The sequence below is a fragment of the Streptomyces peucetius genome, from assembly GCF_025854275.1.
GTDB classification, from domain to species: Bacteria; Actinomycetota; Actinomycetes; order Streptomycetales; family Streptomycetaceae; genus Streptomyces; species Streptomyces peucetius_A.
On record NZ_CP107567.1, the window covers coordinates 6,667,586 to 6,687,993 of the forward strand.

At 73.1% G+C, this 20,408-nt stretch carries 18 protein-coding genes and 1 tRNA gene; 9 read left to right on the forward strand and 10 right to left on the reverse strand.

Going from position 1 to position 20,408, the window contains the following annotated elements; all coding sequences use genetic code 11:
• Positions 1-143: 143 nt before the first annotated feature.
• Positions 144-1,664 carry a carboxylesterase/lipase family protein gene (locus OGH68_RS30170; RefSeq protein ID WP_264248391.1) on the reverse strand — a complete coding sequence of 507 codons (1,521 nt, stop codon included), beginning with the start codon at positions 1,662-1,664 and terminating at the stop codon, positions 144-146.
• Positions 1,665-1,818: 154 nt separating this feature from the next.
• Here OGH68_RS30170 and OGH68_RS30175 point away from each other — a divergent pair, with 154 nt between their 5' ends.
• Both OGH68_RS30175 and OGH68_RS30180 read left to right on the forward strand, forming a co-directional pair.
• Entirely contained in the window at positions 1,819-2,685 is an 867-nt protein-coding gene (locus OGH68_RS30175) for a PhzF family phenazine biosynthesis protein (protein ID WP_264248393.1), read from the forward strand.
• Between the two features lie 43 nt (positions 2,686-2,728).
• Positions 2,729-3,397 carry an HAD family hydrolase gene (locus OGH68_RS30180; protein ID WP_264248397.1) on the forward strand — a complete coding sequence of 223 codons (669 nt, stop codon included), beginning with the start codon at positions 2,729-2,731 and terminating at the stop codon, positions 3,395-3,397.
• Here OGH68_RS30180 and OGH68_RS30185 read toward each other — a convergent pair.
• Positions 3,394-3,984, reverse strand: a complete 591-nt coding sequence (locus OGH68_RS30185; protein ID WP_264248398.1) for a hypothetical protein — start codon at positions 3,982-3,984, stop codon at positions 3,394-3,396. The genes OGH68_RS30180 and OGH68_RS30185 overlap by 4 nt on opposite strands.
• 36 nt (positions 3,985-4,020) lie before the next feature.
• On the opposite strand from OGH68_RS30185, the gene OGH68_RS30190 reads away from it, so the two are divergent.
• Together OGH68_RS30190 and OGH68_RS30195 are read left to right on the forward strand one after the other, a co-directional pair.
• On the forward strand, positions 4,021-4,713 hold the full coding sequence (locus OGH68_RS30190; protein WP_264248399.1) for a response regulator transcription factor: 693 nt from the start codon (positions 4,021-4,023) through the stop codon (positions 4,711-4,713).
• A complete protein-coding gene (locus tag OGH68_RS30195; RefSeq protein WP_264248401.1) occupies positions 4,710-6,008 on the forward strand; it encodes a sensor histidine kinase in 1,299 nt (432 codons plus the stop codon). Before OGH68_RS30190 ends, OGH68_RS30195 begins: the two co-directional genes overlap by 4 nt.
• Before the next feature lie 14 nt (positions 6,009-6,022).
• On the opposite strand, the gene OGH68_RS30200 is transcribed toward OGH68_RS30195, so the two are convergent.
• On the reverse strand, positions 6,023-6,895 hold the full coding sequence (locus tag OGH68_RS30200; RefSeq protein WP_264248404.1) for a CAP domain-containing protein: 873 nt from the start codon (positions 6,893-6,895) through the stop codon (positions 6,023-6,025).
• A 250-nt stretch (positions 6,896-7,145) separates the two neighbouring features.
• Here OGH68_RS30200 and OGH68_RS30205 point away from each other — a divergent pair, with 250 nt between their 5' ends.
• Positions 7,146-8,111 carry a fibronectin type III domain-containing protein gene (locus tag OGH68_RS30205; protein ID WP_264248407.1) on the forward strand — a complete coding sequence of 322 codons (966 nt, stop codon included), beginning with the start codon at positions 7,146-7,148 and terminating at the stop codon, positions 8,109-8,111.
• A 118-nt stretch (positions 8,112-8,229) separates the two neighbouring features.
• Here the strand turns inward: OGH68_RS30205 and OGH68_RS30210 are convergent, their stop codons facing one another.
• The 4 genes from OGH68_RS30210 to OGH68_RS30225 all read right to left on the reverse strand — a co-directional run bounded on the left by OGH68_RS30210 (position 8,230) and on the right by OGH68_RS30225 (position 14,387).
• Positions 8,230-8,511 (reverse strand): hypothetical protein, encoded by a 282-nt coding sequence (locus OGH68_RS30210; protein ID WP_264248410.1) that lies wholly within the window; start codon positions 8,509-8,511, stop codon positions 8,230-8,232.
• Positions 8,512-8,550: 39 nt separating this feature from the next.
• Entirely contained in the window at positions 8,551-12,087 is a 3,537-nt protein-coding gene (locus OGH68_RS30215; protein WP_264248411.1) for a hypothetical protein, read from the reverse strand.
• Between the two features lie 572 nt (positions 12,088-12,659).
• A complete protein-coding gene (locus OGH68_RS30220) occupies positions 12,660-13,448 on the reverse strand; it encodes an SDR family oxidoreductase (protein ID WP_264248413.1) in 789 nt (262 codons plus the stop codon).
• A gap of 3 nt (positions 13,449-13,451) precedes the next feature.
• Entirely contained in the window at positions 13,452-14,387 is a 936-nt protein-coding gene (locus OGH68_RS30225) for an RNA polymerase sigma-70 factor (protein ID WP_264248415.1), read from the reverse strand.
• 114 nt (positions 14,388-14,501) lie between these two features.
• Here OGH68_RS30225 and OGH68_RS30230 point away from each other — a divergent pair, with 114 nt between their 5' ends.
• The 3 genes from OGH68_RS30230 to OGH68_RS30240 all read left to right on the forward strand — a co-directional run bounded on the left by OGH68_RS30230 (position 14,502) and on the right by OGH68_RS30240 (position 16,987).
• A complete protein-coding gene (locus OGH68_RS30230) occupies positions 14,502-15,917 on the forward strand; it encodes an amidase (RefSeq protein WP_264248416.1) in 1,416 nt (471 codons plus the stop codon).
• A 169-nt stretch (positions 15,918-16,086) separates the two neighbouring features.
• Positions 16,087-16,638: an RBBP9/YdeN family alpha/beta hydrolase gene (locus OGH68_RS30235; protein WP_264248418.1), complete on the forward strand. Its 552-nt coding sequence runs from the start codon at positions 16,087-16,089 to the stop codon at positions 16,636-16,638.
• Positions 16,639-16,801: 163 nt separating this feature from the next.
• On the forward strand, positions 16,802-16,987 hold the full coding sequence (locus tag OGH68_RS30240) for a DUF1737 domain-containing protein (RefSeq protein ID WP_264248419.1): 186 nt from the start codon (positions 16,802-16,804) through the stop codon (positions 16,985-16,987).
• On the opposite strand, the gene OGH68_RS30245 is transcribed toward OGH68_RS30240, so the two are convergent.
• Positions 16,947-18,017 (reverse strand): saccharopine dehydrogenase family protein, encoded by a 1,071-nt coding sequence (locus tag OGH68_RS30245; RefSeq protein WP_264248421.1) that lies wholly within the window; start codon positions 18,015-18,017, stop codon positions 16,947-16,949. The two genes, OGH68_RS30240 and OGH68_RS30245, sit on opposite strands and share 41 nt — an antisense overlap.
• 100 nt (positions 18,018-18,117) lie before the next feature.
• On the opposite strand from OGH68_RS30245, the gene OGH68_RS30250 reads away from it, so the two are divergent.
• Positions 18,118-19,062, forward strand: a complete 945-nt coding sequence (locus tag OGH68_RS30250; RefSeq protein ID WP_264248423.1) for a helix-turn-helix domain-containing protein — start codon at positions 18,118-18,120, stop codon at positions 19,060-19,062.
• A gap of 13 nt (positions 19,063-19,075) precedes the next feature.
• On the opposite strand, the gene OGH68_RS30255 is transcribed toward OGH68_RS30250, so the two are convergent.
• Positions 19,076-19,149, reverse strand: a tRNA-Ala gene (locus OGH68_RS30255).
• Positions 19,150-19,220: 71 nt separating this feature from the next.
• Positions 19,221-20,402, reverse strand: coding sequence for a glutathionylspermidine synthase family protein (locus tag OGH68_RS30260; protein ID WP_264248425.1), 1,182 nt, complete (start codon positions 20,400-20,402; stop codon positions 19,221-19,223).
• Positions 20,403-20,408 lie beyond the last annotated feature (6 nt).

The window sequence follows — 20,408 nt, forward strand, 5'->3', positions numbered from 1 at the left end:
CCGGGTCTTGCCGCAAGGCCCCCCGTGCGCTATACCTTGAGAGTGGCAAGGAGTGGGAAGACCTCCTTGCCTTTGTTGTTTCTCTGTTGTCTGTCGTCCGCTGTGGGGAAGGACAAGCTCCCTCGAAGCGATGACGCGGGCGCTCAAGCCTCCAGCGGCCGGTAGCCGATTCCCCGCCACAGCTCCCGGGTCCCGGGCAGCGGTTGCCGCTCCCCGGCGTCGTCCGGTGCCCAGACGTGGGCCGGCCCGGTGCCGGCCGTGTCGAGGGCGGCCCATCCCGGGGTGCCGGTGGTGGCGAAGCCCGCCCAGGCGGCGACCATGCTGCGGGCCAGGCGGTGGTCCGCGGGGGAGGGCGGGCCGCCGATGAGGAACTCGACGGCGGGCAGGGCGTGGTTGCCGAACGCGAACGGCACGTCGGCGCAGTGCCAGGCGAGCACCTCGCCGCCACCCGGCCCGGTGCGCCGCCGGTCGAAGCGGGACAGGTACGCGCGGCCCCCGGCCCGTGCCTGCGACTCGGCGAGGCGGCTGCTGTACTCGGCGAACAGCAGATCGCCGAAGACGGCGAGGTGGACGTCCGGGACGGGGGCGTCCGGCATGAGTCCGCGGTAGCCGGCGACCAGGCCGTCGGGCAGCCCGAAATCGGCCGCGAACCGTTCCAGACCCTCCCAAGTGGTGATCTTCGTGCTGCTGCCGACGGCGTCCATCAGCCAGTACTCCTGCGTGGTGTGGCACACCAGCAGGTCCACGTCCGCCGCGGCGCCCGCCGCCAGCGCCGCGAGCGGTTCCGCGGGCAGAATGTCGCCGTCGACCACCGGCCCGTAGATCACCGGGTCGTAGTGGAGATGCCCGGACGCCGGGTCGTGGCGGTAGGCGTCGACGACGTCGTCGGACGCGGTGACCAGCGTCTTGGGCGACGCGGCTGCCAGTGCGCCGGCCGTCGCGGGCACGCCCGCCGCGGCCGCGACCTTCGCGGTGATCGCCCGGGCGAGGCCGGCCGAGAAGCACGGACCGGCCGCGCTGTGCGCGATCACGCGGCGGAACAGGCCCTTCGCCCGGTCCATGACCATCAGGCAGGCGGCGGACGTCGCACCGGCGGACTGCCCGGCCACCGTGACGTTCTCCGGATCACCGCCGAACGCACCGATGTTCTCCCGCACCCAGCGCAGCGCGGCGATCTGGTCCAGCAGGCCGCGGTTGTCCGGGACGCGGCCGGTGCCGGTGCCGGAGTCCGGCGGCACATGGCCGAACCCCTCGAAGCCGAGCCGGTAGTTGACCGTCACCACCACCATGCGGCCCTCACGGGCCAGGACGGTGCCGTCGAAGTCGGGCTGCGCCGAGGATCCGAAGGTGTACGCGCCGCCGTGGATCCACACCAGTACGGGCAGCGCGGACGCGTCCGCCGGCGCCCAGACGTTGAGCGTCAGGACGTCCTCGTCCCCCGGGGACCACGCGGGCGCGCCGGGCAGCTCCGCCGACTGCGGTGCCACGGGCCCGAAGCGGGTGCACTCCCGTACCTCCCGCCAGGGCTCGGGCGGCAGCGGCTCGCGGAACCGCGCGGCGCCGAACGGCGGCGCCGCGTACGGCACTCCGAGCACCGCCACCACGTCACCGTCCGCCACCCGGCGCCCGCGCACCGGGCCGTTCTCCGTCCGGAAGACATCCACGGACACCGCTCCCCACACCCTCACCGCCCCGCAGGGCGCAGTCCGGTGGTGATCATGTCAGCGCACCGTCCGGCCGCGCCACCGAGTTCTTCACCGCTGCCGCGCCGCCGGGAAACGGGGGAACAAAGCGTCACGGCCCGTCGTTCCGGCGATCATGACGACCACGACAGAAGTGCTGCGCTTCACCGCCTTCTCCCGCGACCCCGAGGGCGGGAACCCCGCCGGTGTCGTCCTCGACGCCGAGGGGCTCGACGATGCGGCGATGCTCGCCATCGCCGCGGAGCTCGGATACAGCGAGTCCGCGTTCCTGACCGCTCCGCCGGAGGGGCTCGAGGGGGAGCCCGGGAGGGCGTTCACCATCCGGTACTTCAGCCCCAGGGCGGAGGTGCCGTTCTGCGGGCACGCCACCGTCGCCACCGCCGTCGCCCTCGGTGAGCGCATCGGCACCGGCGATCTCGTCTTCGCGACACGCGCCGGGACGGTGCCCGTGACGGTGACCGAGGAGGACGGGGAGCTGCGGGCGACGCTGACCACGGTCGAGCCGCACAGCGAGGACGTCGCGGACGCCGACCTGGCCGAGGCGCTTGCCGCGCTGGACTGGCCGGCCGCCGACCTGGACCCGGCGCTGCCGCCCCGTATCGCCTTCGCCGGCGCACGGCACCTGGTGCTGGGGGCCGCGACCCGCGAACGGCTCGCGGATCTGGCGTACGACTTCGACCGCCTCGAGGCCCTGATGCGGCGGCTGGACCTGACCACGGTGCAATTGGTGTGGCGCGAGTCGGAGAGCGTCTTCCACGTGCGCGACCCGTTCCCCGTGGGCGGCGTGGTGGAGGACCCGGCCACGGGAGCGGCGGCCGGCGCCTTCGGCGCGTACGCCCGCGAGATCGGCCTGGTCCCCGAGAAGGCGGTGCTCACCCTCCACCAGGGCGCCGACATGGGCCGCCCGGGTGTGCTGACCGTGGAGCTCCGCGAGGACGACCGGCGGGTCCGGGTGACGGGCACGGGCACCCGTGTCGCCTGACACGGCAGAGGGCGTTTCCGCCGCGGGGCCCAGGCTGCCGATCATGACTGGTGATGCCCTGGACCTTGTGATCTTCGACTGCGACGGCGTGCTCGTCGACAGTGAGCGGATATGCGTCGAAGTGGACGCGATGATCATGGCCGATCTCGGGGTCGAGTTCACCGAGGCCGAGATCCTCGAACTGTTCGTGGGCTCCTCGGCCGAGGTCTGCACGGCTGTGGTGGAGGAGCGCCTCGGGCGGCGGCTCGAGCAGGACTGGCAGCGGAGGTACGAGCATCTCTACGATGCCGCCTTCGCGGACCGGCTCACGGCCGTCGACGGCGTCACGCAGGTCCTGGCGGGTCTCACCGCACCCTTCTGCGTGGCATCCGACGGGGACCACGACGGCATCCGCCGCAGCCTGCGGATCACGGCGCTGAGCGATCACTTCGAGGACCGGATCTTCAGCGCCGCGGACGTGCCCAGGGGCAAACCCGCCCCTGATCTCTTCCTGCACGCCGCCCGTTCGATGGGCGCCGACCCCGTGCGGTGCGCGGTGGTCGAGGACAGCGCGTACGGCATCCGGGCCGCACACGCCGCCGGCATGCGGGCCTTCGGCTACTGCGGCGGCCTGACGCCTGCCGCACGTCTGGAAGGTCCGGGCACGGTCGTCTTCGACGACATGCGCGACCTGCCCCGCCTCCTGGCCGCTCGCGATCACACCGGAGCCTAGAACGACGTCTCGCGCACGCTCGCCCGGTCGGAGGGTTCGGTCGTCGCCGTGATCTCCGAGCGGTGGCGGGCGGCCGAGAAGGTGACGGTCAGGGTCTCGGGCGCGGTCTGCGAGGTGCTGACCGTGAAGCCCTGGCCCGGCACCGCCGAGATGAGGCACACTCCGCCGCTGCCGTAGCGCACGGTCGCCTTGCCGCCCTGGGAGGAGATGGTGTGCACGCCGGAGCCGCCCTGCTCGCAGCCGTCCTGGCCCTCGGGCGGCTGCGCGACGGGCGGCTCGTCCGGTGGGTCGAGGGTCGTGCGGGCCGCCGGCGTGGGCGTCGCCGTACGCGGCTTCTCGGCGGTCTTCGACGGAGTCGGCGGCGGCGTGCGCACGCTCGGCGTCGGCCGGGGGTGGGGGGAGGGCGAGGGGCGGGCGGCGGGGGAGGACGACTGCGGAGAGGCCATGAAGCCCTCCGGCGCCGACTGCGCGACCGGTGCCGTCGGTCTGGTCGAACCAACCACGAAATGGACCGTGATCATCACGGCCGTGACGCTGGCCGCGGTGCAGGACAGCCAGATGAGCAGGTAGCGCGGAAGGCGGGACACGACACCATAGTGACGGACCGGCTAACGTGCCTGCTCATGCCCTCCGTACTTGTCGTCGAGGACGACCCTGTCATCCGGGCCGCGCTGATCGAGGTCCTCACCGGACACGGGTACGCGGTGAGGACCGCCCACCAGGGCTTCGAGGCGCTGCGCGAAGTCACCCAGAGCCCGCCCGACATCGTGGTGCTCGACCTGGGGCTGCCCGATCTGGACGGCCTCGACGTGCTGCGGATGATCCGCGGCGTGTCGCGGGTGCCGGTCCTGGTCGCCACGGCCCGCGACGACGACACGGAGATCATCAGGCTGCTCAATGCCGGCGCCGACGACTACATGGTCAAGCCGTTCTCCGGCGGCCAGCTCGCGGCCCGGCTCGCCGCCGTGCTGCGCCGGTCGGGGCCGGTCACGGACGGCGCGGACCGGCGGTTCGTGGTGCAGGTCGGGGAGCTCAGGATCGACCCGACCGCCCGCACCGCGCATCTCGCCGGGCGTGAGCTGTCGCTGACCCGGCGGGAGTTCGATCTGCTCGCCTACCTCGCGGCACACGCGGACCAGGTCATGTCCCGCAAGCGCATCCTCGCGGACGTGTGGCAGCAGCCCTACCTGGAGGACCAGACCGTGGACGTCCATCTGTCCGCCCTGCGCAGGAAACTTGGCGAAAAGCCGTCGGACTCCCGCTATCTGCACACTGTGCGAGGTATCGGGATAAAACTGGTCACTTCGCCCTCATGAGACGCGCACTCGCGGGGATCGCGCTGGCCGTGACGTCGATGGTCGCGCTGTCCTTCCTCATCCCCCTCGCCCTGCTGGTCCGCGAGCAGGCGCGCGACCGGGTGACCACCGCCGCCGAGCAGCGGGCCGCCGCCCTGTCCCCGGTCCTCGCCCTCACCACGCGGCGGAGCGACGTCCATCAGGCGGTCGCCGAGCTCGACTCCCGTGACCAGCTGGCCGTACGCCTGCCCGACGGCGGCTTCGTCGGCTCCCCGCACGCCCCGCGGTCGGCGCTCGACCGCGCGGTGCGCAAGCGGGAGACGCTCGCCATGGACACCGCGGAGGGGTGGGTCTACCTCCAGCCCGTCGTGCTGCCCGAGGACCGGGTCGCGGTCGTCGAGGCGTATGTGCCCGCCGCGGAGCTGACCCGCGGGGTGTGGGCCTCCTGGGGTGTGATGTCGCTGCTGGCCGTGGGCCTGGTGGGCGGCTCCGTGCTCGTCGCCGACCGGCTGGGCGCCCGGGTGGTGCGTTCATCGCGGAGCCTGAAACGCGCCTCGCTCGCGCTCGGGTCCGGGGACCTCGGCGTACGGGTGGAGCCGGACGGGCCGCCGGAGCTCCAGGACGCCGGCGCGGCGTTCAACACCATGGCCGACCGGGTCGTGGAGCTGCTCGCGATCGAACGCGAGATGGTCGCCGACCTCTCGCACCGGCTGCGCACCCCGCTGACCGCGCTGTACCTCGAGGCGGATCTCATGGGCGGAACGCCGGGCGCCCGGCGGATCACCGGGGCCGTGTCGCAGCTGGAGGCGGAGCTCGACTCGATCATCACCGCTGCCCGTACCCCGCTCGCGGCGGGCCCGTCCGCGGGTCAGCCGCCGGCGCGGCCCAGCGAGGTGGCGGAGGTCGTCGCGATGCGGCTGGACTTCTGGTCGGTGCTGGCCACGCAGCAGGACCGGGTGTGCGAGCGTTCCTTCACGCCCCGCCGCACCCCCGTGCGGTTCCCGGAGGACGACCTGGCCGCAGTCGTGGACGCCCTGATCGGCAACGTCTTCCGCCACACCCCGCAGGGCACCGCATTCGCCGTACGGGTGGAACGCGGTGACCGGCACGTGCTGCTGACCGTGGACGACGCCGGTCCCGGCGTCGCCGACCCCGAGGCGGCGCTCACCCGGGGCGTCAGCGTGGGCGGCGCGGGCGGCACGGGCCTGGGCCTCGACATCGTGGCGCGGGCGGCGCGGGCCGCCGACGGGGAGCTGGAGATCAGCCGCTCCCCGATGGGCGGGGCCCGGGTGCGGGTGTCGTTCGCGCTGGCGTGACCGGACTCGGGGGACTACCTCGGGGCGCCGAAGTTCTGGGTCCACCACGGGCCGCCGTCGCCGAAGTGGACGCCGACACCGAGTTCCGTGAACGAGCAGTTGAGTATGTTCGCGCGATGTCCCGGGCTGTTCATCCAGGACTCCATGACGGACGCGGCGTCGGCCTGCCCCCGGGCTATGTTCTCGCCCAGCGTGGACCACTCGTATCCGGCGGCCTCGACCCGGGTGGTCATGGTGGAGCCGTCGGGCCCGGTGTGGGACATCACGCCGCTGCGGGCCATGACGTCGCTGTAGTCGTCGGCGGCGCGGGTCAGCTCGTCGTCGGCCGTGACCGGCGAGCAGCCGGCCGAGGCCCGCTCCTGGTTGACGAGCCCGAGGACCTGCGCCTCGGGTCCGTCGGCGTCGAAGCCGTCGGACCCGCCCGAGGTGCCGGACCCGCCGGAGCCCGTACCGGACCCGGAGCCGCCCGTACCGGACCAACTGCCCGTACCGTCACCGCCGCTCGGCGCCGGTGTCGTCGTTTGCGCCTTGGTCCTGGGCGCGGCCGTCGGACTGGGCTTCGGCTTCTGCTTCGGCTCGGCGGCGGCGGTGGCGCCGCGGCTCGGCGACGCGCCGGCACTCGGCGGCGGCGTGGAGGGGGTGGCGAGCGACGAAGCCCCGGCGGACGCCGCGTCCTCGTCACCGGATCCGGACGCGTCCGCGGCGGCGTTGGTCTCCACCCGGCCCGACGCCCCGCCGTCGTCCGCGCCGTAGGTGGCCAGCGTGACCCCGACGCCCGCGGTGACCGTGAGCACACCCAGGGCCAGCACCGCGCTGCGGGCCCGCACCGCGCCCTTGGGGCGGGCGTGCGAACGGGCGTTGGGGCGGGCGGCTCTTCGAGAACCCATGCGTACGACACCTCGGAATGAGCGTTCGTGATCCCGGCGGGCGAAGCTGCGTCCACCGGGATCACGGTGGGGGGTTGCCGAGATCGTAAGCCGGTTCGCCGCGCGCGTGACCTGTCGTACGGCCTTCTTCAAGAAGCCATAAGGAAGGCATCAGGCGCAGCAAAGGATGTCTTGTGGGGACGGGCGAGCTGTGGGATACAGGTCTGGACCAATCGCCCGATCCTCGTCGTCCGTACGCGGAGGCCCGACCGTGCAACGTCCCCCCGCACTCGCCGTGCTGGCCTGCTCTGCCGCCCTGCTCCTCGCCGCCTGCGCAGCGCGCGACGCCGAGGAGGCCGAGGACGACAAGCCGCCCTCGACGCCCTCCGGTGTGAGCGCGCAGGCCGGCAGCGCCACCTCCGTCCACGTCATGTGGGACAGGTCCTCCGACAACCAGGAGGTCACCGGCTACGAGGTCTACCGCGAAGGAACCAAGGTCGCGTCCCTGCCGGGTGCCAAACGCATGGTGGACATCGACGGCCTGGCGCCGCGGACCGCGTACCGCTTCACCGTACGGGCGCGGGACGCCGCCGGGAACGTGTCAGGGGCCGGGGCGGCCCCGTCCGTCACCACACCGTCCTCCGCGCCGGACGACCGCCGTGCCCCCACCCGGCCCGGGCGGGTCGAGGGCCGCACGGACAGCGGTACGTCGGTGACCCTGACCTGGCGGCCGGCCACCGACGGTACCGGCGTCACCTCGTACGACATCTACCAGGAGGACTCCCGTGTCCACAGCGTCAGTGGCACGCGGACGAGCGCACGCGTCACCGGCCTGCGGCCGGGCACCGTCTACACCTTCACCGTCCGGGCGCGAGACGCCGCCGAGAACTCGTCGCCGGACAGCAACTCGGTGGACCTGACCACCCCTTCCGCGCCGGGCGACGACAGCCCGAACACGGCACCGACGGACCTGGAGGCGACCGTCCGCAAGGGCAGCATCGAGCTCCGGTGGACCCCGCCCGACACCGGCGCCCCGGTCGAGGAGCACCGGCTGTACCTGAACGGCGAGCCGGTCACGACGATCGTCTGGGGCGGCCGGCCGCCCGTCGGGACGGCCGCGTACACCATGAGCGTCACCGACCCACCGGGCACCCGCTACAGCATCAAGCTCAGGGCCAGGCTGCCCGACGGCAAGTGGGGCGACTTCTCGGCGCAGCGCACCGTCGTCGTCCGCTAGGGCGTGCCGGGACCGGGGCCCGGCCGGGACCGGGGCTGCGCAGACGACCGGCCCCGGTCCGTGATGACACGGACCGGGGCCGGGGGCCGGATCGGTTCAGCACTGTTTCCCGGTGGATTCAGCGCCATTCCGGCGGAATGCGGGACAACTGATCCAGCAGGTTCCACTCCTTGGGCCTGCGGGAAGGCGAATCCCACCGGGCGCCGTGTCCGGTCCAGTAGCCGCGGTAGGTGCGGATGCCCGTCACACTCGTGTCCGACATGTCGGACTCGTTGCCGCAGCAGGGGCAGATGGCCTCGGTCGGCCATCCCCCTTCCCAGAAGAGCTCGCCCTCATAACCGCAGACGCGGCAGACGGTCTCCTCGTCGGGGCCGGGCGGTGTGTCCTGCCCTGCCGTCATCTCACCACCTGTTCCTTGTCTTCCGTTTCCGGCCGGCTGTCAGCGCTCACGCTGCCCCTGCGCCCTGAGATAGTCCTCGAGAGTGGGCCAGTGGTTGGTGTCGAACCCGCGCGGGTTCGAGGCGCTCTTCGGAGCGGGACGGTTCATGGTCTTGGGAATCCCGTCCGCATCGTACGAGACGAGGGTGTTCGTCTTCTTGTCGTAGATGACGTACCCGGCGGAGCTGCCGTCGGGCTTGAGCCGGTCCCACACCCGGAAGCCGTCCGGCGGCGGGTTGAGATTGGCGGCACGGTACCGATGGGCGAGTTCCACGTATTCCGTCGCCGAGCTCAGCTCCGGGAACTCGGCCTTGTGCCGCGCCCAGTGCTTCGCCGCGTTCTGCGCGTGCGGGAAGTTCTTGCTCGCCGCCCAGATGTGCGGCACCTTCCCCTGGGCGCGCATGGCCTTGGAGAACGCCTCGACCGCGGTCAGGCCCTTCTTGCCCCACTTGCCGGCGGTCGCGCCCCAGCCGATGAAGGGCACCGCCGCCGCGCAGGACAGGCCGGAGTTGAGAGCGTCGCCCTCTGCGCCGTACCAGCCGCAGTTGGCCAGGTCCGCGATCTCTCCGACGCCGGGGATGAGCCCGATGCCGTCGAGGATGAGATGACCGCCCTCCGAGACGTAGTCCCACCAGTCGGTGTCGTCCTCGGCCGCCTCAGCGGCGAACTCGTCCTCCAGTTTCTGCAGTTCGGCCGTGGCCTCCCTGGCCTCCTCGTCCTGGCGCCGCTGCTCCGCCTCCTGCCATGCCTTCTTGGCCGTGATCACCAGCGCCTCGAGCGACGCCTTCCAGGCGGCGAGAGCGTCCTTGCCCGCCGCCTCGGCGGAAGCACGGGCCTCGTTGGCCGCGGCCCAGGCCGACGCGGCGGAACCCGCAGCGGCGTCGGCGGACGCCTGCGCCCGGGCGGCGGAGTTGCCGGCGCTGCGCGCGGCCCGGTGGGCGTCCGCCTCGGCGGCACGGGCCGCCCTCGCGGAGGCCGCGGCCTTCTCGGCCGACGCCTCTGCGTCCTTGGCGGACTGCCGTGCCTGCTCCGCGTACTTGGCGGCCTGGTCGGCCGACGCCTGCGCCTGCTTGGCGTACTCGGCCGCCTCCGCGGCCGCCTTGCGCGCCAACGCCGCGGCCTTCAGCGCCTCCGCGGCGTTCTGCTGCGCCTTCGCCGCGACGCTCGACGCGGTGGCCAGCAGCCGCTGGACCCGCGCCACATGCGTGGCGGTCAGCAGGTCCTTGCGCTTGGCCTTGTACTGCCCCTCCTCGATGAAGGCGTGCAGCAGCTGTGGCGGACCGGCCAGCGCGATCCGCGCGGCGGCCGCCAGCTCCGGATCGCCCGATGCGTTCAGCTGCACGGCCCGGACCCGCTCGTCACTGGTCCTGGCCGTGAAGTAGCCGGTGGTGATGAAATCGCGCAGCGCGTCCGGCGTACCCACCGCCAGCGCCTCGCGCCCGGCCTCCTGGACCCCGGGGCCCGCGCCGTCCATCAACTGGACGACCTTGACGCGGTAGTCGTTGGCGGCGGCCTGGTGCTGGCCGGTGCTCAGGAAGGCGGCGATGTCGGCAGGGGTGCCGTCCAGCGCCTGCTCCGCCGCCGCCCGTACGGCGGCGAACTCGGAGGACTCCGCCAGCCGTGCGACGCGGGCGTGGTCGTCCTGCTCCTGCGCCTTCCGCAGTCCCTCACGGATGTAGTCGACGGCCTGTTCCGCCGAGCCGGCCAGTGCGACCTCGGCGGCGGCGACGCTCCACGGCCCGCGCGTCGCGGCCACGTGCAGGGCCACCTTGCGGGCCTTGGCGGCCGCCTCCTCGATGTCGACGTCCGGCCGGGCGGCCTCGGCGGCAAGACGTTCCGCCTCCGCGTCGAGGGCTTTCGCCTCGTCGGCGGCACGCTGCTCCGCCGCCCTGCGCTCGTCGTCGAAGGCCTTGAGTGACGCGGCCTTCTCGATCGCCGCGTCCGTCCTCGCGGCCAGCTCCGCGGCCTCCACCTCACGCGCCAGGTCGTGCGTCTGCCGCGCCTTGACGGCCGCGGCGGTCGCCCGGTCGGCGGCTCCCTTCGCGGCGTTGGCGTGCTTGGTGGACTCGGCGGCGGCGTCCGCCGCCTCCCCCGCGTGCTCGGCTGCCTCGTCGGCTGCGGCAGCGGCCTTCTCCGCGTGATCCGCGGCCGAGTCGGCGGCGTCCCGGGCCTCGAAGGCCGCCTTCGCCGCCCTCGCGGCGAGGCCCTCCGCCCGGTTGGCGGCACGCGTGGCGGCAGCGGCGTGACGGCGTGCCTCGGCGGCCGCCGCCCTGGCCCGCTCGGCCTGCGCGGCCGACACGTTGGAGTACCCGCCGGCGGCCTCCGCCGCGCCGGCGGCGGCGTTCGCGTTGGCGCCCGCGCTCACGGCGGCCCTGGCCGCCTTACCGGCCTCCGTGGCTGCGGTACCCGCGTACTCGGCCGCCTGGGCGGCCTTCTTGGCGCCCTTGGCCGCGTTACGCGCGTCCTCGGCGGCCTTGCGCGCCGCCGACGCCTTCGTCGCGTCCGACGCCGCCGCGGCCGCGGCACTGCGCGCTCGCGAGGCGGCCTGGGCCGCAGCCGCCGCGGCGGACGCCGCCTGGGACGCGGCGTTGGCCGCCACCCTGGCCGAGGTGTTCGCCGCCTGCGCGGCACTGATGGCCTCCTGCGCGGCGCGCGCCGCGCCCTTCGCCGCGTCGGCCGCCCGGCCGGCCGCGTTCGACGCCCGCTTCGCGTCGTCCTTGGCCGCCTCGGTCTCCCGTGCCGCCTTCTCGGCGGCCTGCTTGGCGAGCGCGGCGGCCAGAACGGCCCGCTCCGAGGCCTCCTTGGCCGCCTCCGTCTCGGCCTGCGCCTGCCGCCCCGCCTCCTGGGCCAGCGCCGCCAGTTCCGAGACGGTCGCCAGCTCCTGGTCACGGGCCCGTGCGACGTGCTGGCCCACCTCCAGGAACTCCCGTACGTCCTCGATCGTGCCGTTCAGCGCGACCCGGGCCGCCTCGCGCGTCGCCGGGCCACCGGTGCTCATGATCTGCACGGTCTGCACCCGCGCGTCGTTGTCCCGCGCGGTGTACTGGCCCTCGTCCAGGAACGCCCGCACGTCGGCCGGCGTACCGGCCAGCGCCTTGCGGCCCGCTTCCTGCACCTGCGGCCCGCCGGCGGAGACGATCTGGGTCACCTGGACCCGCAGATCGTGCTCCAGCGGCGCCTGCCAGCCGTCCTTCAGGAAGGCGCGCAGGTCGTCCGGCGTGCCGGCCAGCGCGGTGCGCGCGGCCTCGCGCACCCCGCGCCCGCCCATCGTGAAGATCTGGACCGTCGCCACCCGGTCGTCACTGAGCCGGGCGATCTCCTTCTCGTGCTCCAGGAACTGCCGTACGTCGTCGTCCGACCCCGTCAGAGCGGCCTCGGCGGCGGCCTTGACGCCCGGACCGCCGCTCTTCCACAGTTCGAGGACCCTGCCGCGGTCAGTGGCGGGTATGTGGTCGGCGCTCGTGTAGTCGTCCCAGTCGACCACCTCGTCGGCGACCGCGGGCGGCGCGGTGCCGATGAGGCCCACGACCAGTGCCATGAACAGACTCAGGCAGAGCGCGCGCAGTGCGGTCCGGCGGGCTCTTCGGCGCGGTGTGCGACCGCGCGCGACCTGATTCGCATTGATTCTTCGCATGGAAGAACCAGCACCCCCTTCAGATGCAACCGTTGCGCTGCCGCCCAACTTCCCCCGTCGGCAGCGCACTTGCGGTCATCGATCTTAAAGGTCGGTGCTGACACGACCCGGGTGCCCCGCGCCGAACCAGCCGGCCGGCCGGCCCGCGGACGGCCCGACCTTGCCGCTGCAGGACGCGGCGGACATCGATCCGGAGGGCAGGCGCAGCGGCCTCGTCATGGGAGGCGGCGGCTGGACGGTCATGACGCGAGGGAACCGACGGGGGCGGAACCCTGCAGGGGCGTGCCTACGGGGTCGTGGGCGACGGTGTCGCGGAGCCCGTACCGGTACGGGACTTGGACCGCGCGCCGTCGCACGACAGCACAGCCGCGAACAACGCGGTGTCGGCAGGCTCGCCCGGTATGCCGGCACCGGCGCCGGGGAGCGAGGCGAAGGCGGTCCAGTTGCCCTTGCGGATCAGCCGAATGCGGGCCCGGTCACTCAGCCCGATCGCAGGCCTTCCCGGCCAGGAACTCCTCCCAAGTCCGCCTGCCCAGCGCTCGGGAGGGCGCGGTCAGAGCCCCTGCCCGAAGGGCCGCGCCGCTCTTGCCGGGGAGGAGCACCGGCAGGACGAGGCGGCGCTTCCCCGTCGCCCGCAGCCAGGTCCTGGCCAGCCGGTCCATCCCGTACACCGTCGGCCCGGCCAGATCCGGGACCCGCCCGGCCGGCCCGCCCGCTGCGAGTTCGACGAGCCGGTCGGCGACGTCACCCGGCGCGACGGGCTGGCAGGCCGAACGGGCCGGTACGAGAACCACCGGCAGCTTGGCCAGCAAGGTGAAGACCATGTCCAGCAGCTCCGGGAACTGCGTGGCACGCAGATTGGTCCAGCCGATTCCCGAGGCCGCCAGCATCCGCTCGCCCTCCAGCTTGATCCGGTAGTAGGGGTACGGGATCCGGTCGATGCCGACGATGGAGATGTTGACGATGTGCTCCACCCCGGCCGCCCGCTTCGCGGCCTCCAGCAGATGACGGAAGGCGGGGACGTCCTTCTTGAAGTGCCGGGCGTCGGTGGCGCAGTGAATGATCGTACGGACCCCGGCGAACGCCTCGTCCAGCCCGGTGCCGCTCGCGAGGTCACCGGTGCACCACGTCACGCCGGCGCCGTCCGGCAGCTGCGACCTCCGGGTGAGCGCCCGCACCGGAGCCCCGGTGCGGCGCGCCCGCTCCAGCACTTCGCGGCCGAGTACGCCCGTCGCGCCGGTCACCATGATCGCGTCGTTGTTCATGAGTCAGCCTTTCTCGTTCGCCCTCACCCATGAAGAACCGGCGACCCGGCAGTTCTGTGACAGCTTCCGCAGCTGACCGGCCAGGAAGGTGAGTTTGTCCGGATTTCGGACGATCCGGACCCCGGTGACCCCCGCCTCCCCGATCTCCAGCGCGCCCATGGTGGTCAGCTCGTCGCCCTCCCAGCTGAGCACCACCATGCTGCCGTTCACCTCGGCGGCCTCCAGCCGCACTTCGCCCGCCCACCGGGCGAGGAGGCCCGCCAGGAAACGGAACACCTTCTCCCGGCCCACGACCGGCCGCCGCGCCGCGGTGACCTTGCCGCCACCGTCCGCCCACGCGACCACGTCGTCGGCAAGCAGCGCCTCCAGCTGCTCCATCGAGCCCTGCGCCGCCGCCTCCAGGAACCGGGCCACGAAACCGCTGCCGGCATCCGCCGGCGGCACGAACTTCGGCCGTCCCTCCGCCAGACGCTGCTTCGCCCTGCGGTACAGCTGCCGGGCGTTCGCCTCCGAGCAGTCGATCACGCCCGCGACGTCGCGGTGGCTGTAGTCGAACGCGTCACGCAGCACCACCGCCGCGCGCTCCGGCGGCGTCAGACGCTCCATCAGCACCAGGACCGCCAGCGACACGGCTTCTCGCTGCTCCGCCGTCTCCATCGGCCCCAGCGCCCCCTGATCGGTCCGCACCGGCTCCGGCAGCCACGGCCCCACGTACTCCACCCGCCGCGCCCGCGCCGAGGCCAGCCGGTTCAGGCACAGATTCGTGAGCACCTTCGCGAGCCACGGCCCCGGCGCGGCGACCTGTCCGGCCTCCGCCCCGTGCCAGCGCAGGTACGCGTCCTGCACGGCGTCCTCCGCCTCCGCCGCCGAACCGAGCATCCGGTACGCCAACGAGAAGAGCCGCGGCCGGTGCTCCTCGAACTGCTCCGCCTTGTCCATGAGCGCACACGCTAGACGCAGCACCGCTGAAACATCGGTCCGGGCTCTCGCGTATTACTTGCCGGTAGGAAATGATGGCGGCAACCATCCACGCGTTCAGGGGCGGAGTCGGCGGTGGCGACCTTCGAGGAACAGAGCACGGTGCACGCCTTCCGGGACGACGCTCTCGGCGAGCACGACGCCGTCGGACTGGCCGAGGCGATCCGGCGGCGGGAGGTCGGCGCCGCCGAGGTCGCCCGGGACGCGGCGGCGCGGGTCAGGGCGGTGGAGGCGCGGCTCAACGCGGTCCAGGTGCATGTGGACGCTCCGGCGGACGGTTCGAAGGCGGACGGTGCCTTCGCCGGTGTCCCCACCTTCGTCAAGGACAATGTCGACTACCTGGGCCTGCCCACCGGGCACGGCAGCGCCGCGTTCGCGCCGAGGGCCGTGCGCCGGCACGCGCCGTTCACCCGGCAGTTCCTGAACAGCGGTGTCACGGTGCTCGGCAAGACCCGGCTGCCCGAGTTCGGGTTCAGCCCGACCACGGAGTACGAGAACGCCGAGCCCGTCCGCAACCCGTGGCACACGGGCCACTCGGCGGGTGGTTCGTCGGGCGGCAGCGCGGCGCTCGTCGCCGCGGGAGCGGTGCCGATCGCGCACGCCAACGACGGCGGCGGCTCGATCCGGATCCCCGCCGCCTGCTGCGGCCTCGTCGGGCTGAAGCCGACCCGGGGGCGGCTGGTGGCGAATGCGCAGAGCCGCCAACTGCCCATCGACATCGTCACCGACGGAGTCGTGAGCCGTTCCGTGCGCGACTCCGCCGCGTTCCTGGCCGCCGCCGAGAGGTATTGGCGCAACCCGAAGCTGCCGCCCCTCGGCCTGGTGGAAGGCCCCTCGGAGCGGCGGCTGCGCATCGGCTTCCTGCTGGACTCGCCCAACGGCGTCCGATCGGATGCGGCCACTCGCGCGGCCGTCACGGAGACCGCGACGAGGCTGGAGCGGCTCGGCCACACCGTGCAACCGGTGGAGCTGGCGATCGACCCCCGTTTCACCGAGGACTTCCTGACCTACTGGGGACTGCTGTCGTTCCTGATCGGAGTCACGGGCCGGACATTCGGCGCGGACTTCGACCGGCGCCGGATGGACGGCCTCAGCCGGGGACTGCGCGAGGCGTACGTGCAGAGCTGGCGGCGCACTCCCGCTGTGCTGCGGAGACTGAGGCGTACGCGGGAGGCTTACGCGGCGGCGTTCCGCGGGCTGGACCTCGTCCTGACGCCCGTACTCGCCCACACCACACCGCCGCTCGGCCACCTCGCACCGACCGTCCCGTACCCGACGCTGATCGAACGGATCCTTGCCTACGTCGCGTTCACACCGGTCAACAACGTCGTCGGGACGCCTTCGGTCTCGGTGCCCGCCGCGAGCGCGACGGTGGACGGGCTGCCCGTCGGCGTCATGTTCTCCGGGCGCCCCGGCGACGAACGGACCCTGCTGGAGGTCGCCTTCGCGCTGGAGGCCGACCGCCCCTTCCGGCGGGTCCAGGACCTCTGACCGCTGTGAACCCCCGGACGGTGCTGCCGAGCAGCGCGGACACGGTGGCACCCCGGTATCTGCTGCCGCACCGCACGCCGGGCCCGTGTGCACATGGACGTGTCACGCCACCGGATCGGTGAGCGGATAGGATCCGCCGAGTTCACCGACCTCGGGAGGATCACCCGCGATGACCGCACAGCCACGGTCGAGCTTCCTGGTCCTGCCCGGCTACCAGGGCTCCGGACCGGAGCACTGGCAGAGCCGCTGGGAGGCGGCGGACCCGTCGTTCCGGCGGGTCCAGCAGGCCGACTGGGACCGGCCGGTGCTGGGCGACTGGCTGGAGGCGCTGGACGAGGCGTCGGCCGCCGCGCAGGGCCCCGTGGTGCTGGTCGCGCACAGCCTCGGCTGCATCCTGGTGGCGCACTGGGCGGCGGAGCGCTCCGGGCGGTCCGGGCAGGTGGCCGGGGCGCTCCTGGTGGCGCCCGCGGACATCGAGCGCGCGGGCGTGGCCGAGCTGGAGAACTTCTGCCCGGTCCCGCTGAAGGCACTGCCGTTCCCGAGCATCGTGGTCGCCGCCTCGGACGATCCGTGGTGCACGCCGGAGCGCTCCCGCCGGTTCGCGGACGCCTGGGACGCGCGCCTGGTGGAGGCGGGCCCGCTCGGCCACATCAACGCGGAATCCGGGCTGGGCGACTGGCCGGCCGGCCGGGAGCTCCTGACCGAGCTGCTGCCCGGCTGACCTCCGGCCCGGCTGACCTCGGCCCGGGCGGGCGCGGCGCGGGGGCGGACCCTGTCCGGACGCCGGACGCCGGACGCCGGACGTCGGACTCGGTCTACGGCCCGGCCGGGCAAGGCGAACGGCCGTGTCGAACGACGGGATCGGGCCTGAGATGCTTGCCCCCATGAGCACACCACCACACGGCCTGCCCAGGTACCGGGTGCTGACCGGCCCGGACGACGAATCGTTCTGCCGGCGCGTGAGCGAGGCGATCGACCTCGGCTACGAACTGCACGAAGGTCCCGCCGTGACCTTCAACGGCGAGCGCGTCATCGTCGCCCAGGCAGTGGTCTGGCCGGCCCGCCCGTAACGGACGGCAGTTCCAGGGTGATGTGGGAGGACAGCGCGCCCAGGAAATCGGACGCGTCGAAGATCTCGCCGGCGGAGGCCACGCCGACGGCCCTGGTCCGGCCCGTGAGGATGCGGTCGACCGCCTCCACCGCGAGCGGCGCGGTGACGGCGTAGATGTCCTGGCCGCTCGCCACGGCGCGGCGTTCGGTGCCGCCGGAGCGCACGACGACGTCGACGAGGAAGGTCTGTGCGGACCGCCCGTGCTCGTCGACCGCGGCGGGAGCCGGCGTCTCCGGTGCCGACAGGTCCCTGGCCGCCTCGACGGTCATGTAGGTGCGCACTTCGGGGATGGGCAGATGGCTGGGGACGGTGACGACGTCCGCCATGCTGAACTCCCCGATGACCTCCCGGGGGCCCAGCGGCTCGGGGAAGGGCCACTTGAGGACCGTCGCCTCGTCCCGGCGGTGTTCCAGCCGCCCGTTCCTGTACACGACGCGTGCGCCGCCCCGCCGCTGCCGGGAGACCGCGCCCGCGGCCCGCGTCCCGCCGGTGGGCTGCCAGCTGCTCAGCCCGTACGCGACGTGCGCCTCGTCGGCCGCCGTCCAGTCGCCCATCGCCGCGGTGACCAGCAGGTCGCCGAGGGCGCCGAAGAACGCCATCGCGGGGACGATCACCGCTCCCGCGGCGCGGGCGCGGTCCGTGAAGTGCGCGAACGTGTCGGCGTTGGCCTCGATCTCGGCCGCCACATCCACGTACGGGATCCCGGCCCGCAGCGCAGCCTCGATCACGGGCGCGGCAGTCGCGGCGAAGGGCCCGGCACAGTTGATCACCGCCGCCGTCCCGGCCAGCGCGCGGTCGAGAGAGACCGGGTCGTCGACCGAGGCCGGCCGGGCCTCGAGGCCGGGACAGGACGCCGCCAGCGCCCGCAGTCTGCCGGCGTCGCGGCCGGAGAGAACCGGGACGAACCCGCGCTCCCGCAGCTCCGTCACCACGAACCGCCCGGTGTGCCCGTACGCGCCGAAAACCGCCACCATCTGACCCGGTCCCATGGGTTCTCCCTTTGCTCGAACGATCCACTGCGGCCATCCTGGCGGGGGCGGTCTCGCCACCGTGAGTGTCCGGAACGACATGACCCGTACAATTTCCGACATGACTACTGTCGCGCTGGCTGTCACCGACGGGATGCTGCACTTCGAACTGTCGCTGGCGTACGAGGTCTTCGCCGCCGCTCCCGCCGGTGTGACGGTCCCCTGGTACGACGTCACCGTCTGCGGACCGGTCGCCGTGCCGGTCGGCCGGTTCCTGCTGGAGCCCGACTCCGGACTCGACCGGCTCCGGCACGCCGACACCGTGATCGTCCCCGGCTGGGCCGACGTCGACGAGGTCCCGCCCGCCGACCTGGTCGAGGCGGTGCGCGCGGCCCACGAGGCGGGCGCGCGCGTGGTCTCCCTCTGCACGGGTGTGTTCGTGCTGGCAGCGGCCGGCCTGCTGGACGGGAAGCGCGCGACCACGCACTGGGCGCACACCGAGGCTCTGGCCGCCCGTCACCCCCGGGTGGAGGTCGACCCGGACGTGCTCTATGTGGACAACGGCAGCGTGCTCACCTCCGCGGGCAAGGCCGCCGCGCTGGACCTCTGCCTGCACCTCGTCCGCCTCGACCACGGCTCGTCGATCGCCAACGCCGTCGCCCGCCGCCTTGTCGTACCACCGCACCGGGCGGGCGGCCAGGCCCAGTTCGTCACCACCCCGGTGCCCGCCCGGGACGACCACCCGCTCGCCGCCCTGCTGCCCTGGATCGTCGAACGGCTCGACCAGCCGCTGACCGTGGAGGACCTGGCCCGCGAGGCGGGGATGAGCTCACGCCATCTGGCCCGCCACTTCAGGGCCGCGACCGGCACCACCCCGCTGCAATGGCTGCTGACCCAGCGGATCCGCCACGCCCAGGAACTGCTGGAGAAGACCGACGACAGTGTGGACTCCGTCGCTGCCGCCACCGGTATGGGCACCGCCACGACGCTGCGCCGGCACTTCAACCGCACGGTCGGCGTGCCCCCGGACGCCTACCGCCGTACCTTCCGCTCACGGACCCGCTGATCCCGCGGCCGGACGGGGCCGGCCGGATTCGAACCGGCGTCCTCCCACATGCGGTGAAGGCGCGACAACCACTGCGCTACGGGCCCCGTCCTGGCCGCGATCGTAACCCGAGGCGCGGGAACGGGACTCGCGCCGCCGGACACCGGGGACGGGGCCGGCTAAAGGATCACGTGGGGCAGGAACCGGGCGTACCCGTCGGTCACCGGCCCGGCGGACTCCCGGATGCCCAGACCGGCGGCCTCGTTCTCGACGACCCAGGAGCCGAGCACCACACGATTGCCGTCGAAGTCGGGCAGCGGCGCCAACTCCTGGTAGCAGCACGGCTCGTCGCGCACGACGGGAGCCTCGCCCGCCGCGTGCAGGGTGATCCCGGCTCCCTCTCTGCCGAGGAGCGGCTTGGCCACCCAGCCCGGCCCGTCGGCCAGTTCGCGAGGGCCGTCCAGGTGGGCGGGGAGCAGGTTCGGGTGGTCCGGGTAGAGCTCCCAGAGGATCGCGAGCAGCGCCTTGTTCGACAGCAGCATCTTCCAGGCCGGTTCGATCCAGCAGGTGGTCCCGGTGCCGCCGCCGTTGTCCAGGGTGTCGAGGACATGGGGGCCGAAGCGGTCGGTGACCAGCCACTCCCATGGGTAGAGCTTGAAGCAGCTGCGGATGAAGCGCAGCCGCTCGTCGACGAAGCGACCGGAGATCCGGTCCCAGCCGATGCGTTCGACCGACAGCGCCTCGGTCGGTATGCCCGCCTGCTCGGCGGTCTCCCGCAGATACGCGACGGTCATCAGGTCCTCGCCGCACTCGTCGCCGTCGGTGTGCACGAAGTGGACCGGACCGGGCGGCAGGAGCGGTGCCTGGCGCCGCCATGCGGCGACGAGGCGTTCGTGGAGCGAGTTCCACTGGTCGGCGCCGGGAAAGCGCTCCTCCATCCAGAACCACTGCGGGCTTGCGGCCTCCACCAGAGAGGTCGGGGTGTCGGCGTTGTACTCCAGCATCTTCGCGGGGCCGGTGCCGTCGTAGTGCACGTCGAAGCGCCCGTAGACGGAGGGCAGTTCGTCGCGCCGCCGCCAGGACTCGGTGACGTGGGCGACAAGGCGCGGGTCGGTGATGCCCAGGTCGGCGAATCGATTCTTCTCGACGATGTGCGCCGCCGCGGCCAGCGACATCGCATGCAGTTCCTCGACGACCTCCTCAAGTGCCTCCACCTCGGGCAGAGAGAACTCGTAATACGCGCTCTCGTCCCAGTAGGGGCGCAGCGAGCCGTCCGGATGACGGGTCAGCGGATAGACGCAGCCCTGCTCCTCGACGATGCGCTGCCAGCCGGGACGGGGCTCGATGGTGCGACGCCGCACGGCGGA